The sequence below is a fragment of the Mesorhizobium sp. M1307 genome, from assembly GCF_040318155.1.
Lineage (GTDB): Bacteria > Pseudomonadota > Alphaproteobacteria > Rhizobiales > Rhizobiaceae > Mesorhizobium.
In genome coordinates, this window is the sequence record NZ_JAMYLR010000034.1 from 45,197 (window position 1) to 59,887 (window position 14,691).

12 protein-coding genes are annotated in these 14,691 nt (G+C 58.2%); 2 read left to right on the forward strand and 10 right to left on the reverse strand.

Annotated elements, in window-relative coordinates; all coding sequences use genetic code 11:
• Positions 1 to 4 precede the first annotated feature (4 nt).
• The 10 genes from NKH16_RS26590 to NKH16_RS26635 all read right to left on the reverse strand — a co-directional run bounded on the left by NKH16_RS26590 (position 5) and on the right by NKH16_RS26635 (position 11,197).
• Entirely contained in the window at positions 5 to 1,543 is a 1,539-nt protein-coding gene (locus NKH16_RS26590; protein ID WP_352902668.1) for a LodA/GoxA family CTQ-dependent oxidase, read from the reverse strand.
• 35 nt (positions 1,544 to 1,578) lie between these two features.
• Positions 1,579 to 3,069, reverse strand: coding sequence for a ferritin-like domain-containing protein (locus NKH16_RS26595; protein ID WP_352902671.1), 1,491 nt, complete (start codon positions 3,067 to 3,069; stop codon positions 1,579 to 1,581).
• A gap of 37 nt (positions 3,070 to 3,106) precedes the next feature.
• Positions 3,107 to 3,505, reverse strand: a complete 399-nt coding sequence (locus tag NKH16_RS26600) for a cupin domain-containing protein (protein ID WP_352902674.1) — start codon at positions 3,503 to 3,505, stop codon at positions 3,107 to 3,109.
• Positions 3,506 to 3,678: 173 nt separating this feature from the next.
• Complete coding sequence (locus tag NKH16_RS26605; RefSeq protein WP_352902677.1) at positions 3,679 to 4,785, reverse strand: NAD(P)/FAD-dependent oxidoreductase; 1,107 nt, start codon at positions 4,783 to 4,785, stop codon at positions 3,679 to 3,681.
• On the reverse strand, positions 4,782 to 6,779 hold the full coding sequence (locus tag NKH16_RS26610) for a LodA/GoxA family CTQ-dependent oxidase (RefSeq protein WP_352902680.1): 1,998 nt from the start codon (positions 6,777 to 6,779) through the stop codon (positions 4,782 to 4,784). Before NKH16_RS26610 ends, NKH16_RS26605 begins: the two co-directional genes overlap by 4 nt.
• Before the next feature lie 99 nt (positions 6,780 to 6,878).
• Entirely contained in the window at positions 6,879 to 7,904 is a 1,026-nt protein-coding gene (locus NKH16_RS26615) for a catalase family protein (protein WP_352902683.1), read from the reverse strand.
• 188 nt (positions 7,905 to 8,092) lie between these two features.
• On the reverse strand, positions 8,093 to 8,704 hold the full coding sequence (locus NKH16_RS26620) for a hypothetical protein (RefSeq protein WP_352692931.1): 612 nt from the start codon (positions 8,702 to 8,704) through the stop codon (positions 8,093 to 8,095).
• A gap of 10 nt (positions 8,705 to 8,714) precedes the next feature.
• Complete coding sequence (locus tag NKH16_RS26625; RefSeq protein ID WP_352902686.1) at positions 8,715 to 9,944, reverse strand: hypothetical protein; 1,230 nt, start codon at positions 9,942 to 9,944, stop codon at positions 8,715 to 8,717.
• A gap of 487 nt (positions 9,945 to 10,431) precedes the next feature.
• Positions 10,432 to 10,728, reverse strand: coding sequence for a hypothetical protein (locus tag NKH16_RS26630; protein ID WP_352692935.1), 297 nt, complete (start codon positions 10,726 to 10,728; stop codon positions 10,432 to 10,434).
• A 58-nt stretch (positions 10,729 to 10,786) separates the two neighbouring features.
• Entirely contained in the window at positions 10,787 to 11,197 is a 411-nt protein-coding gene (locus NKH16_RS26635; RefSeq protein WP_352902689.1) for a hypothetical protein, read from the reverse strand.
• A gap of 616 nt (positions 11,198 to 11,813) precedes the next feature.
• Here NKH16_RS26635 and NKH16_RS26640 point away from each other — a divergent pair.
• Both NKH16_RS26640 and NKH16_RS26645 read left to right on the forward strand, forming a co-directional pair.
• A complete protein-coding gene (locus tag NKH16_RS26640) occupies positions 11,814 to 13,178 on the forward strand; it encodes a hypothetical protein (protein ID WP_352902692.1) in 1,365 nt (454 codons plus the stop codon).
• 1 nt (position 13,179) lies between these two features.
• Positions 13,180 to 14,511 (forward strand): hypothetical protein, encoded by a 1,332-nt coding sequence (locus tag NKH16_RS26645; RefSeq protein WP_352902694.1) that lies wholly within the window; start codon positions 13,180 to 13,182, stop codon positions 14,509 to 14,511.
• Positions 14,512 to 14,691 lie beyond the last annotated feature (180 nt).

The following is a 14,691-nucleotide window of genomic DNA, read 5'->3' on the forward strand; positions in this document are numbered from 1 at the left end:
GCCGTTAGACACCCGTATCGAGGGACGGGTCCCTGTCTATCTCGATGAAGTTGTTGCCGGAGCGGACAACGACACCGAGCTGAGCGAAATGGTCGATCATATTCTTGTGGCTTTCAAAACTTGCGTCGTTCCCACTAACGATGATGCCGCGATCCCACTCTACGCCCTGTCCCGCCGTGTTTCGTCCTGCCCAGTCAGGGCGCTGCGCTGGCCACCAGTTCGTGTTGCACTCGGTAAAATCAGCCTGCCAGGGGCAGGCCATCCGAGATGAGATCAAGCCTGGGTCCATCTGGTAGGTCTCGCCATTCCAATCGCTGAACGTGCCGCGGGTGATCCGACCAAACTCGCTATAGATTGTAGCCTGACGCAACACAGTTCCAGCCTCGATCCCCGGCAAGAAGCCACCCCCAACGCAATGCTCAAGGCTCGTGCGATCGAGATCTTCCGCGGGAGACGGAGAGCGACCCGCGTCGGCGTGCTCATCAAAAGCCCCATCGACCCAGCTTCGAAGGATCGCTTGTTGCCTTGTCGTTAGGCTGCATCGGCTCATCTGGCTAACTGAAGCTATCACGGCATCGCGCAACTGAGACCGTTGCGGTTTTGCGCCAGCATCGTTTTTGCCGAGATCCGTACTGGTCTCTAGCAGCTTCTTGACGATACCCCAACCATTCCGCTTACTGACGAAATAGAGATTCCCGGCCCTTTTCAGAAGGGGCTCGATATCCTGCGGATACGTCAAAGGATTTGGCAGTGGAACATTTACAGCTTGCTCCGCGATGTCGAGCAGTGTGGTCAGCGGATAGATGTCCGGGGCGAAGTCAGGCGGTGCGGCGAACACCCAAGCTCCGATGGTGCTGACCGGCGAGGCACCGGGCAGAGTGACGATTGCATCGACGCTTCCGTCAGCGACGTCGTCGTACCAAGTCGGATTGTTGAGGAAATTCTCTGTTCGTCGAAGTGGAGTTTCCCAGCTGTTGGCAACTCCCCGCCCGGCAAGCACGATGAGGCGCCCGGCCGCATCTGTCCGGGCTTCACCGATGAAAAGATCCCGGCCGACTATCCGGGCCACCGGTTCCGCGCCAGGTGCCGGTCCCGCGTTTCTGCCAGTCACAGAAAGGTCGACAGACGCCGCGAGATCGGCGCGTGTAAAGCCTGCAGGAGGATCGTTGCGATCGCTCTGGCCGGGTACGATAGTATCGTTTCCATCTGGTCCAGTCGTCCCACCCATCAGCTTGCCAGCGGCCTTCGAGGCTGTCAGCTTAACCGACCATTCGATTGTCGCATCGTCTGCAGTGACCTCGCGCACCCAAGAAAGAGCGCCGGTGGCGTCGTTGCGGTCATACTCGTAAACACGAAACCGCGCGCCTTGTCGCCGCATCATCATTGCAGCGTCCTTGTAACCTGTAAAAGGCACGTCGCTTCCACCGGTGTCGATATCAATCGCCTGAGAGGCACCCGTTTCCGCTGCCAGGAAGAAACCCAGCTTACTCGGCCCTACACGCATGATGCCCATGCCGGGATGGATCTTATAGACTTTCGACATCATTCCCTCTCCCATTTGCGATTAAAGACTTCTGGTCAGGATCTCAGCAATTGCAGCCGAGGCATAATATCGTCGTCGAGGACTGAGGTGACACCCTGAGCCATAATCATCACGCTTATCTCTTCCGAACTCTGGCCAATTTGGTCGGCCAGGCTATGGAGATCCGCGACGACGGCATCGGCGCGATCAAGCACCGCTCCGATCGTTGGCGCGACATCTATTGGAGCTGTGGAGAACGGCAGGCCGCAGAGTTTTCCGGTGGGATTCGGCTCGCTAACGGGTAGCGTCCTTAGTACCCTCGCGACCTCTCCCAGCCCCTGCCTCATCGCAAAAATCGCCGCCTGCGCAGCATTTGGCCTTGCCACCGGCGCTGCATCGGAAGAAAGCAAGAGGCTCGCAGCGATGCACAGAAGCGCGAGCTCGTATAGCTGGTCACCCAGTTTGGCGCACAGGATCCCGATATCAGTGTCGATCCTATCTCCCCCGCCCTCGGGTTTCTGAGCCCCGTAGTAAGGGTTGAGCGCAATAGGATTTGCTATCGTACCGGCGCTTTTTGCTGCCCGCCAAGCATCGACGAACCGTTCAAAGTGGTCATCGGTCGTTCCCTCGAAACCCTCACCTTGCGCCGATATCTCGGCAATTCCATCGCGAGCCGCGGACGGCCCGGTGATGACCTTCACGATAACGGTAGTGAATGTGCCCTTCCAATGCTCAGGCTGAGCGTTCAAGGCTGACGCGTCAGTCACAAAACCGATGTGAACATGTCTTCCTGCAAGCTCCGGCGTAGTGGCCAATTCTGCAACAGGAAAACCTTTCCAAGGCTCATCTGCAGGATTCGGCAATGGAAGATCATTGTCGCGGAGCAACCAGTAGATCTTCATGTAAAGCAAACCCACACGATGGGCTTCAACGGACCCGCCAGCGGCTAGGTCGGCTTGGGCTTCGATCTCCGGCAGATCGGGCAGAATACTTTTGGGAACCGTGGCTCGATCTGGCATCTCCCCAATCGTGAACTTTGCTAAGACCTCGACAGACAAAGGTTCAAGTCTGAACGGATACGGCTGGAACAGGTTCTGTTTGCTATCCCAATCGCTATGTCCCAAGTAAGGGGGCTTGCCGCAGGCGGTCAGGAGATTTTGGACGCTGATGAAATGCCCCATTTCCTCAATGGCGATTTGTCTGAGCTGACCTGCGATCTGTTGGTTGGTCGCACTGTAGGATGCATAGAGATATTGAAGCATCAGCCCGTGCTCGACCTCAGCGGCGTTTTGAAGAAGGCTGATGAGCTCATCTTCGGGAGACATGGAAGGGTCGTTCGGGATCCCGACGATATGAATGGCTTGAGCCAAGGATAAGTGTGTTTGAGCGATCGGCAAACCCGTATCGAACTGGGTGAGGTTAATGTCGGCATCCAAGGGAAGGGAAAGGTTTCCGCCGCCAGAGAACGGCTCATGCTTGCCACCACCGGCAGACTCGGTGTGCACACGGATCCATTGAAAAGCGGTGTTGCGCCTTGGAGCGAACATAGATTGCTTAGCCTAAAAATCGTGGTAACGTCCAAAATTACTTTTGATCGCGCGGAAGCAATGAGAATATGCTTTGTATTTCAATGGTCTCAGGTTTCTCGTGCGCTGCGATCAGTATGAAACGGGCGTTCTCACTGGATTTATTTTCGACCCAATGCACATAGCCTTGGGGAACAAAGGCTGCATCTCCCGGCTCCAGAGTAATAATATGCTGATCGCCGTTTGGGCCGATAATGCCGACCTCCCCGGTCCCAAGGAGACAGTAATCCATTTGTGCGGCATTGGGATGCAAATGCGCGGTGCGACGTTCGCCCGGTGCCATGTCCAAGTCCTGGATCGCCATTCCCTTCAATGACGGAAAGTTAACGGCTGATATTCTAAAAAAGGGTTCGTTCTTTGGTGTATTATTGGATCGTTTGAAATGAAACTCCGACATAGCTTCTATCTTCCTCTCCCGAAAATAAAGTAGAACTCATGTTGGCAGTCTGCCAGTAAGAAAAAAAGATATTTTTGATAGGAATACATTTTAGAGTCGGCGTCAATAACTATTGTGCATGCAAGATCCATTTCGGGCCCCGTTTTCCCAGGAATGCGACTTAGGGATATGGTTCAGACGTCAAGCGTTGTGATCTCCACACTGCTCGGAACTTGCCGATCTTGGACGGGCGCGATCATTGAGGGGAATGGTTCGGCCGCATCAGGCCACGACTGCGTTCGGTCGCTCACAGTGAGACCAATGCGTCGGGGCACCGAACTGTTTTTGTAAACGTTGATGCGGCCCGCTTCCGATGAAAGGAATGTAGCTGTAACTGCCTCGGAATAGTGCCTCGCCATGGCCAAGCTAATTTGATCGGCCGAGACGAGCATTCCAGTTGCTACCAAAGCGGAAGACAGCGCATTGAACAAACCCTGGGAGGCGATCGGATCGAATGCGATGGCAGCGTCACCCACCGCAATCCACCCCTCGCCCGCAGCCGCGGAGAGAACGGTCGATGACGCGTCCACGCTTAATAGGGCGTCTCTCGCAGGCTTTCCCGAGGCGCGGACTCGCCAAATCTGGGCGTACCCACCTGGTCCGCAAATATGGTAGCACCAATTCGATCCGTTGCTCCAGTAGTCGAGCCATGACGCGTTGTGCGCGACGGCATTGACGGACATATCCATCAATTCCGCGACCATGCGATCCCGAACGGCAAGCCGCACGCCCCTGCGGCGCGCGATCGCGGCGCGGCGGCCTGTAGCATCGACGACCATGTTGGCAAACATAAGCTCTGTCGTTCCGGCTCCGCCGCTTTCCCGAAAGACGACGCCGCCGTCCGCCGTGACGCCAGTCGCGCGCCATTGCACGAATTTGACTCCGGCAGCGACAGCAGCTGAGCGAAGCTGCCGCTCGAAACGAACGCGGTCCACCACGTAGCCGGTGCGAGACGGATGACGGAGGAAATCTTCATAGTCCCAATTGCCCGTGGACTGCCTCCTGCGAACGCCAAGGCAGCGCCGGGCGACTGCTGGATCGTCTAGCAGTTGTTCAAGCCCCACCAATGCGACGACGGCAAGCGACGCTGGGGAGAGAAGTTCAAGGCGATTGGCTGAAGGGAAGCCGGGATCCGCGACGATGACGTCACGCCCCTTGAGAGCCAAGAGACGCGCGATGGTTGCGCCGGCCGGGCCTGCTCCCACCACGAGACAGTCGGTCCGGCCCGCTGCCGAGATCATATCTCACCTTGCCGATACCTTCGCTTGGGTGGCGCAGTCACCGTACGCACCGCCTGTGATGGCAGAACGCCCGCTGTAGTCTGCGAGGCAAAGAGGCTTTCAATGTCTTCAACCGCATGAAATTTCGGATCGTTCTTGACGTCGATCGGCACTCCCTTCTCGTTGCGTCCTTGCTCGACTCGCGGGTCCCTCACGGGCAGTGAGGCGGGTGGGTTCCTTACGGGAAGCACCATGCCGAGCTCGGCCCATTCCGCGATCATCGCCGACAGCCTGTCATAGTAGTCGGAACCCCGAATGTCGCGAAGCCAGTCGACCCTGTGCATGAGATGCTTGAAGGTCTGCTGTTGCGTGAGCTGCCCAAGAGGAACGATCACGGCCGCACGCAGATAGTTGCCTTCCGCGAGCACCTGGTCCGGGGAGCGCGGTCCCCAGAACGTTGGCATCGACAGAAAGGTCGAGGGGAAATAGTCTGCCGCAGAATTGCATGAGGTGTGATCGGTTTGCCAGGGCACGCCGAGAAAACGGGTAAGGCACCCGGCCGCCGCGCCATCGTAGGGACCTTTGGCACCAGTGCAGACCGCAGGTGTCAGGGTTTGGCCAAAGTCCTGCTTTGCGGGTTGCTCGCCCGGCAGCACATTCAGGCGATATGCGCATTTCCAGAGTAGTGGAATTCGAACTATCCAGGTCATTTCTATCGCGGGATGGAACGGTCCGCCAAGGCAATCATGCAATGAAGCGCGCTCCAGATGCCTCACCTGTTCTTCAGCTGGCAGGGTGGAGAAACTCGGAGGGATCGGCGGCGCGGCCCTCGGCCAATCGGCATTGAAGTCGCCATCCCCCCAGCGTCGGAGGTGCGCATACTGCGTCTTCGTCACGGCAAGAAGCGCATTCGGAGGCATAGGCGGGTTGCCGAAGAATTCATCCGCGGCATCGCCGAAGATCTGCGGAACCTGATCGGGGACCAATGGGGTTGTTGCATCGGGGTCTCGAAACACTGACAGTACGGTCTTCCGCCACGCTGCATTCGCTGGAGAAGCGTCGTTCAACTTCGCCACGACCTGCGGATTCTGAGCGTCGAGTGCCGAACCAAAGCCGTGCAGAATGAAGAGCCCGTGATTGACCCACTGCAATCCGGTCAGGCGCTGAAACACGGGCAGCACGTCGCTCGTGAACGACGTCTTGGTCGGCCTCGCAATCCACGTCTTGCCGTAGAAGACTTCTCGCACAACGTCGTCCATCGTCACGAGACCGAACAGGCCAGGCGCGTAGTTTGGCGGCGTCACGCAAACATAACCTGGCTCGGCGTCGATCGGCGCACGTCCTGGGAATGTAACCTCAGCCCGCACTGGGCCGTCGCAGACATCGTCGTGCCAGCCCGAATTGTTGGCGAAGGTGAGAGGCCTTGATCCTCGATGGAAGGGTTGCGAGGTGCCCCTGCCGCCAAGGAAGATCAGGCGCCCATCCGCATCGGTACGAAGTTCGCCGAGATAGATTGGCGAGCCCCAGAACGCGCCGTCGTCCAGTTTGATCGGGCCAGCATTCGGGCTGGCGATGCTCCGCGGCGTCGGCGCTATATCGAGCCGCCACCGGCTATCCGGCAGGACAAGATCGCGATTTCGCTGGAGGGCGTTCTGGCTAAGGGGCCCAAGGTCCATAGCCTGATTGAATTCGTACCAGCCGGCCTTGAGGTTCGCGACCGTGACACGCCATTCGATCTTTGCGGACGCGGCAGTCACTTCCTGCACGCTGCCGTCCTTCATATGCGCGTAAATACGAAAGCGCGCAGCCTGCCGCTTGATTTCTCCGTTTGCGGACCGGAAGTCGTCAACATATCGCGCCGGCTTCTCCGGTGCCGTGCCAGGCAAGGTCGGTGTACCTCCGATCACCTCAGGACCGATGACGTAGTCATCGGCGCCTGTCGCATTGCCAACGCGCGCGATGCCGATCGGGGGATAGACTTTCAATTCTGCAATAGCACTGGCATCTATCATCATGCGGCCTTGAGCTTGAGGGATTCCCGAAAGTGGCGGGAGATCGCAAGAAGCGATGGCGCGTGCCGGCGGCGGCTTGCCATCGGGATTGCGTCGAACCGTTCAGCGCGGTTGGTCGGGTTCCTGCATCGACTGTCCGTTCAAGCTGCGCCTGACCGCTGCCGAGGCTGGATAGGAGATGCGCCTTGCGTCTGCGATCGACCCAAGCGGCCTGTTTTCATACAGTGACCGCCATGGTGAGAAAGCGAGGCCTTCGCCGTAAGCGGCTTGACCGGCCTGGTCGATATCCTGTGCGGGAATATCCAACCGTGCGACCGCAACGAAAGGAGAAGTCGCTTCCTCCCAGCGTTCGGTCGCACGATCGATGGGCGTCACGCTGTCATCAACGAACTGCTGCGCTTCGATCAGGAAGCTAATTGCACCGGCCTTCAGCCGCTTCTTCAAATCTTCCGCGAGATAGTTCGGAGAGGGACCGGGGGTATCGGCCTCTATCGGCTTATCGGCACGGAGACGATACTTGACGATCGTTTCTCCCAGCGCATATGGCAGCGTGCTGAAGTAACGTGCCGCCACCAAGCTTTTTTCCTCCTTGGCCATCTCCTTCAAGATCAGCAACGAGCGCTTGTGTATCGCGGTGAATGGCTGCGATTCCACATCGGAGGAGATCGCAGCCATCTCCTGTGCGTTGTCGACAAAGAAGATGTCACTGTTTTGAAAAATTAAGTCGGCCGTGGCTGCGAGCGGATTGTCGGTTGCCAGTGTTGGGCCGTTCACACCGAACAGTTTCAGCGCGAAGCCCAGGGTGTTGTTCCGCTGATCCGGAACATCCGGAGGCGCATCGCTCGACCAACGCATCCACACATCATACGGTCCGGCTGCCCATAGCCCGATGCGAAATAGCTTTGGGCAGGTATCGGCCACAACCAACTTTCCTTTCGCGACGCCGTGCTGCTTGCGGAAAACAGCCCGTTCCGCCGGTCGCTCACCATCCTCAATGCGTTTCTTCTGAAATTTGTCGATGAAGGAGGCACGGATGTCCTCGATAGGTTCGATTTGGGAATGAGGCGGCACCGTCGCTCCGGCGGCGGCAGTTGCGGTCGTCGCCCCAGATGTGAAACGAGATAGCATCATAGGTCTCCTTCGAAAGGAAAAACGCTTCAGAATTTCGGCCTTCCGTCTGACTCCGCTCTGTTGACTTTCGCGGCCATAAGCAGCGGACTCGCTCACTCGACCGGGCCTGTCAGATATGTTCGTCCATGGCGAAGCATCCCGATCCACCCCACACCTGGCTATTCCAGATAACCGGCCAGATTCGCCTAAAAGTGCTTTGTCTCCTGAAAAATCTGTTCCTCGGAAAAGCCGTCCGACTGCAGCACACGGACTTCCACGCTCTTGGCGCCAGGAAATTGATTTACGTCCAACGACGTTTGCGGGACCGGTAGCCCCACCGCCAAGGTTTGCCAGTTTTCGCTACCCCCAGGTTTGGCTTGAACGGTGTAGGTAACGCCTTCACTTGCAACCTGACTTGGCGGTGCGTTGACCATGACTCTGTGCGGCCGCGCCGGATCTGGGGGCCCTAGAGACAAAGAAGCTGCTGGCACCTTTTGGCCACGCTGGAACACCGCGGCGATTTTTCCATCAATCTCCAGTCGTATTGAACCGAGACTTGGGTTGACGGGTATGACCGCCTCGAAGGTACCTTGCGCTGCATTGGGAGCGCAGGAGTTTCGTTGAGGGTGCACTACCTGGTCAAACAGGCGTTTCTGATCGTGTGATTCACCAATGAGATGAATCGTCCCTGTTGGCGCTTCTGCTGCACGCTGCGCCGTTTTGATCGGTGTAACATAGTCGATGGTGCCGCTTTTCGCGGACAGATCGAATGTACCGGCAACGTGCGCGTACTGTCCGAAGATGAGTTCGTTTTCCATCGCGTTTCTCTTATGCAACCCGAAATGCCGCATCTTCCAACTTAAGGCGGTCGAGAATGGCGCCGTAGCTGTAGGAGGATAGCCACTGATCGTCGCAATATGACATGATGTCGTGCCATTTCTCGTGCGGAAGCGCGGCCATGGGTATGTTGAGAGTCGGGTCTCCGACGTCGAGTCCGATCATATCGCCGTGCTGGAGATCGCCAATGCGACCATCGGGATATGGGAACGTCCCATCACTGGCATCCTGACCGCAGAAGCCGGGATGAAAGCGGCCGAACGTGTGGCTCAACTCATGAGCAGCGTACCAGTCCCCGTACGAAGCGTCCTTGTCCCAATTTAGCGACGGATACTGACGAGGATTGCCCGTTGGGCCGACAGCTACAACGGACGGATCGGGAACTTGAGGAATGTCCTTTGCGGCACCACGGAAGAACAGACCTGCCGACGCATCAGAGACCAGTCCGTAGTAGTGGGTGCGCGGATCAGTACCCGCTTCAATGTCCTTGGCACGTAAAACCGCGAGTTGGTTGTGGGCGATCGCCAGCTTTGCACGCCATAGCGGATCATCTCCGTCTGGCGTTTGCGGGCCGCTGAACGGTGGTGCGAACTGCGGATTCGCTTGCACGACCAACTGCGACCACTCGATTGAGGGAACCGGATAGGCGCGACCGAGAAAGGATCGCAGGAAATCAAAGTGAAAGGCTTCCGGTGAGACATCGATTTGCGTGCCGCCGGGCTTGGTCCAGAGGTAGCGCAAGCCAACCACCTTGATCCTGAGCGGTGGCGAATCGATCAGCGGAAGCGTTGTCGTTAGATCGCCACTCAAGGGGAGGTCGGTATCCGCAGAGCGGATATGATTCACAGAAATACTGACAGTCGGCCACGAACAAACGTCAATAGGCAGGACGAAATTGAGGCTCATTTCAGCGTTTCTTCGCTGCATGCCTAAATCGGGTTGATCTTTGTCTGAAATAATTATGGATTTTGTTGAAGGAACGTACCTCGCCGGAGCCCCGGGCGCCGAAGCCACTGCTATCTCGCCGCGAAGGTCACGCTTTGCCGTCAGGCCCGTACACTTCACATATACGCGGACTACCGTCGACTTACTGCGGATTAGCGGCACTTGGTGCGCTAGGTTTTGAATCGCCTGGGTCACTTCCAAGCCAAGCACTTCGATAGAGGCCGCTCGTGGCGCACCGCGCAGCCGGCGCCTCTTGCCTTCGATCAGAATACCCATTTCATCTCCACACAAGGCTCATAAGCTTGCCGCCTGATCCGGGCCCTCACCGGGATTAGGCATGGCGAGAGAGGTGAGCACAGGATCTTCGGCAGAGGTGACAATCTGTGGGCACCTGAAGCACGCGGGAGGCCCTTCCTGTGCGAACCACCTGCAGGTACGACGTATCATGCAAGCCGGAAGCTTGTCGGTTACGGTTGGAAGCTGCGTAGCTATGCGAGACGCCAAGTTGCATTTGGCTCCATCGAAATGGAGGCATTTGCGCTCTTCACAAACAGCCGAGAGGCGGAATATCTGCGTCGACGGAACGGGATGGGCGGTCGCGAGGACCTCGTCGGTCGCAACGAGCTCTTCGTTCAGGTAGGAAACTCTATTCCCCGCCTCAGTTGGAAGAACGACGCCCAACACAAGGGCGTCTCTCATCCCTGGCTGTGCGCTTGGGCACCTGGTCGCCGGAGCAAGTGGCTGCCTGGACATGACCGAACCGTCAAATACGTTCGGCTGGAAAGAACCCAACGACGATGTCGGGTCCCAGCATCAGGGTTGCTGGAACTGAGCCTTGCCCGATTGTGCCGGCGATGTCGCTCGACAACGAATGCGCTGCCGCGGCGTCAAACGGCTGACCGGCAAGGTCCCTTACAACGAAGCCAACGATGCCATGTCCTGGAAAGAACGTTGGCGCCGCCTTGATACTCTTCAAGCGCTGTCGATTGAGAGCTGACGTAACGGCCTTTGGGACCAGTTTGTTCAAATCTTTTATCGATATCGAACTTGGACGTTCCATATGTCCCCTCCTGCGTTTTGGCTAAGTCTAAGAGGCAGTTTGTGCGTCACGTGTTCGATCAAGAACGCTTGCTGCGGGGCGCCCACCACGGAAATGGCCATGGCAGGGGCATACCCTCCCCAGCCAACTCTGCTTCGCTCGGCTTTTTGGCGCCGGCGATCATAGCCTCGACTTTATTCGTCGAGCTATGGACGCGAACGCCGAGCACCCACGCTGGAATCTGAAAGGCCTTCGTCACGCTGATGGGACAAATCACCTCGAGAACCACTCCGGTTGGCTGGGTCGCAACGAAGTCGAGATCGAGGATGCCGTCCTTGGGCGGAGCTATGTAGGACCAAGGCGCGAGATCCGGCTGGGTCCAACCGGTCGTCGGCACAGTTCCCTTCGCCGACACTGCGATTGCTGGAGGGTTCGGTACGAACAAGCTTTCGACATGGACCTCGTCGACGGAATAGACGCGCGACTGCATGATTTTCCCCTGTCTGTCGTACAGTTCACTAGGCTTGGACTGATCAATAACGATAGCTCCGCGACGCGATGGTTGCGCGTGAATAAATCGTGAAATAGATGGCGGCACTTTCGTCGCAAGGTCAAATCTGGGAAGTCGAAATGCTCATGCCGGCAAATCGGCAACCTTTATGTGCACGGGCCCATTGTCGGTCAGAAAATATTTGACGCACCGCCCGCAGCAATCGCTTTCCAATTAGCCACGCTGTTGCTACCTTTTCTCTAGCGGCTGTCCGTGACGCCGCTGGCGAGTTGAGCTTGGCAAAGTAGAGTTCAATGTTGCGTGGGGGTCGGGCATGCTGACGCTGCGTGCGTTGGGGCGATTTAGACTCTTGGATACAGCCGGGGTCGACTATAGCCCGCGATCGCAAAAGGCGCGCGGACTCATTGCGTTATTGGCTTTTTCGCCCGGATATTCGCGGAGCAGGACTTGGCTGCAGGCCAGGCTGTGGAGCGATCGGGGCCGCGATCAGGCGGCTGCCAGCCTTCGGCAGGCTCTCAGCGATATCAGGCGGCAGCTAGGGCCGTATTGCGCGATAGTGCACAGCGATAGACAATCTGTATCGCTAGACGCTTCCTTGTTCCAAACCTCGTTCGAGCAGCCCGCTTCAGCGGGGCTGGACGCCGAGTTGTTCGAGGACCTGGATGTTTCTGATCCGCGCTTCGAAGACTGGATTCGCGGACGGCGTCTTGCGAGCGCAAACCCATGCCGAGACGGTATCGACCGTTCTCCCTCGAAAGCGATCCCGTTGCTTGAACGCAGAAAGACGGTCGCGTTCATCGCCGATTGCGAGGGAAGCGGCCCGGCCCGACAACTCGCCAGCAGGTTCTTTGCACTGGCGTCGAAGGCCATCGGGACGCAGGTGCGTTCAGTGTCTTTCTGCGAGGCTGGCAATGCAACCGAATGCGAAACCTTCGATGGGGCTGCGCAAGTGATCGCGATGCGCAGCGTCGTTCGGGATGGCGCTCCGCGAGGCTCGCTGTCCGTGACAATTAGCGATGGAAGCACTGGCTGCGTCTTTTGGGCCGAGAGCACGCAACTGGTTTTGGACGCTGATGAATCCGCCACATCCTCTGAGTTCTACTCAATGGTCTTGCATGCTACGGATGCGGCGGTTGATATGCTGCTGCGCGGCAATGGCCCGGCCGACGGGCACGATCTGGCGCTCAGGCTTTTCAGCAGCGCGCGCCTCCTCACCATGACCCTCGACAAGGAGAACCTTGCACTTGCCGATCGTCAATGCGCGGCCGCCTTCGAAATGTCGCCACGTGGCGGTCCGCTTGCGTGGCGCGCTCTCATCCGTCAGATCAGTCATTTCCAATACATGACCTGCGATTTTCTGCCTAGCCATGAACCGGCCGGGGCGATCGCCGCCCGAGCGCTCGAGGCGTTCCCGGGGGACCCATTGGCGCAGTGCGTTGGCGCCCACACCGAGTATCTTTTCGGCGGCAACACCTGTCAGGCGATGCGCCTTGCAAAGCGCTCCATTCAAGCCAATCCGCTGAATGCGTTGGCTTGGGCGGCGCTTGCGAATCTCCAGACTGCCACGTCGGACTATCGCAGCGGCTACGATTCAGCCCGCCGTGCAGTTGATCTGAGCGCCGGAACGCGTGCCACTTACTTCTTCGAGTTCTATGGTTGCATCGCCGCGGCTGGCCTTGGCAACTACCAGTTGGCGATGCGTCATGCGCGCGCTGCTGCCCAGCTGTCGCCGAGTTTTGCGCCGCCGCGTCGCTACATGGTTGCGTTGATGGCCTCCGCCAATGACGGTCTCGGTTTTCGCGGCGCCTTGCGGGAACTAAGGCGAATTGAGCCGTCTTTCGAAATGAAGTTGCTTTTGGACGGCAGCTATCCGGTGAACACGATGCGGCGCATTGCGCTGATAGACAACGTCGAGGGACGTTTGCGCAGAGGCATGGCCGCGCTTTTGGAGCATCACTAAAATGCGCGTAGCCATCATCATCTCCTTCATTGCCGGTCTTCTTTGGTCCGGCCAAGCCGATGCTCGCTGCAAGACGTTTTCGGCAAGTTCCATGTACGATGTTGGCATCTCGCCGACCGCCGCGTGGCGCACCGACTACCCGTCTTCGTCATCCGCTGGTCTACCGGCCTGGAGCACCATCCCATTTGCGACCGAACCCGAGCACTACATGCAGGCCGTGCTCGAAACGGTCCGACCTTACTTCCACTACAAGGACAACAGCCTGGTTGGAACCGGCAATGAGCCATGGTGGATGTCTGAATGGATGGACTACGGCAAACTAGGCCGCGAGCCGCTCATGGGCCTGACCAAGGAACTGGCACCTCGAACGCACCAGCTTTCGCAGACTTCGCAAGCCGGTTCGCAGGTGTGGGCCGTAAACTTCTACAATGACCCCGGTGCCGTCGCGCTGCACCAGGTCTTTGCTGATCCTTGCTCGCCCGCCGTGCCTGAAAAACTTCTGTTCGCTGATCGCACTGTCGCCATAAAGTTCCTGTTCACCGACGCCAACCTCGGCAAATTCGCCGGCCAGGTCGACTATCTGAACGGTGGACCTGTCTACAAGGCCCATATCGATCCCGAAGGCATTGGCTTCCCCGCCGAGACCAGCGGTCGCAAGACCCGCGACGTCAACTTGCTGCAACTCGACGTTGGGGTCCGCGACAACAACGCCACCAGTACGGGCTGGGTGTTTGGCACCTTCGTTTGGATGGGCCCAACGAAGGGCGATGGACTGTTCGACAACCTTGTTCCGGCGGTGTTGCTTTGGGCCGAAGATGAGGGCGTGGTTGGCGACGACATCAAGGAGAGTTGGGTCAATCCGGCCATCAAGGCGAAGCTGTCCGGTTGGAAGGAACGGCCGTTCCTCGGCTTTCAGGGGCGCGCCAACGGCCCGGCCGACAATCTCAACTCGTCGTGCCTTTCCTGCCATGCGGCAGCACGGCTGCCGCTTGCAGCGGTCGGCATCGCGAGGCCCGGCAAGAATCCCGTCGATCTCAGCGACGCTGCGGCGGTTGCGGCCCACGTCGATCTCTGGTTCAGGAACATCAAGCCGGGTGAGGTTTTTCAGCCCGCCAATCCACCTGCCGTTGCCGCTTTGGACTATTCCTTGCAGGTGCGCGCCGCCATAGAGCGCATGTGCCAGGCCTGCGAGGACGGTGCGATGGACGGCGCAACGCCACAAATATGCTCGAAGGCTGGTTACTTCACCGGCCCCCAATGTGTTCCGGCAAGCGCCGACCAGGTGGTGGCTTCCCAGAGAGTGCGCAAAATCCAGTCCCTGCCACGCGAATAGCGGCGGGACGCGCTATGTTATATTGTCAGGCGCCTCCGGCGCGATCTCACATGGCGAGCCTGAGGTCCTGTTTGCGGCTGTGAGCCCCCGCTAGTCTAGTTTCCGTCCACAAACGCCCATTTTGGTGAGCGTTTACAGAGGTTTGCCGCAGGAAGAAACGTCGTTTGCGGTACCGGCCGA

Coding starts and splice junctions, on each gene's coding strand:
- NKH16_RS26600 (WP_352902674.1), bottom strand. CDS start 3,505: ATGTCGGAGTTTCATTTCAAACGATCCAATAATACACCAAAGAACGAA.
- NKH16_RS26610 (WP_352902680.1), bottom strand. CDS start 6,779: ATGATGATAGATGCCAGTGCTATTGCAGAATTGAAAGTCTATCCCCCG.
- NKH16_RS26635 (WP_352902689.1), bottom strand. CDS start 11,197: ATGCAGTCGCGCGTCTATTCCGTCGACGAGGTCCATGTCGAAAGCTTG.
- NKH16_RS26625 (WP_352902686.1), bottom strand. CDS start 9,944: ATGGGTATTCTGATCGAAGGCAAGAGGCGCCGGCTGCGCGGTGCGCCA.
- NKH16_RS26590 (WP_352902668.1), bottom strand. CDS start 1,543: ATGTCGAAAGTCTATAAGATCCATCCCGGCATGGGCATCATGCGTGTA.
- NKH16_RS26620 (WP_352692931.1), bottom strand. CDS start 8,704: ATGGAAAACGAACTCATCTTCGGACAGTACGCGCACGTTGCCGGTACA.
- NKH16_RS26605 (WP_352902677.1), bottom strand. CDS start 4,785: ATGATCTCGGCAGCGGGCCGGACCGACTGTCTCGTGGTGGGAGCAGGC.
- NKH16_RS26595 (WP_352902671.1), bottom strand. CDS start 3,069: ATGTTCGCTCCAAGGCGCAACACCGCTTTTCAATGGATCCGTGTGCAC.
- NKH16_RS26645 (WP_352902694.1), top strand. CDS start 13,180: ATGCGCGTAGCCATCATCATCTCCTTCATTGCCGGTCTTCTTTGGTCC.
- NKH16_RS26615 (WP_352902683.1), bottom strand. CDS start 7,904: ATGCTATCTCGTTTCACATCTGGGGCGACGACCGCAACTGCCGCCGCC.
- NKH16_RS26630 (WP_352692935.1), bottom strand. CDS start 10,728: ATGGAACGTCCAAGTTCGATATCGATAAAAGATTTGAACAAACTGGTC.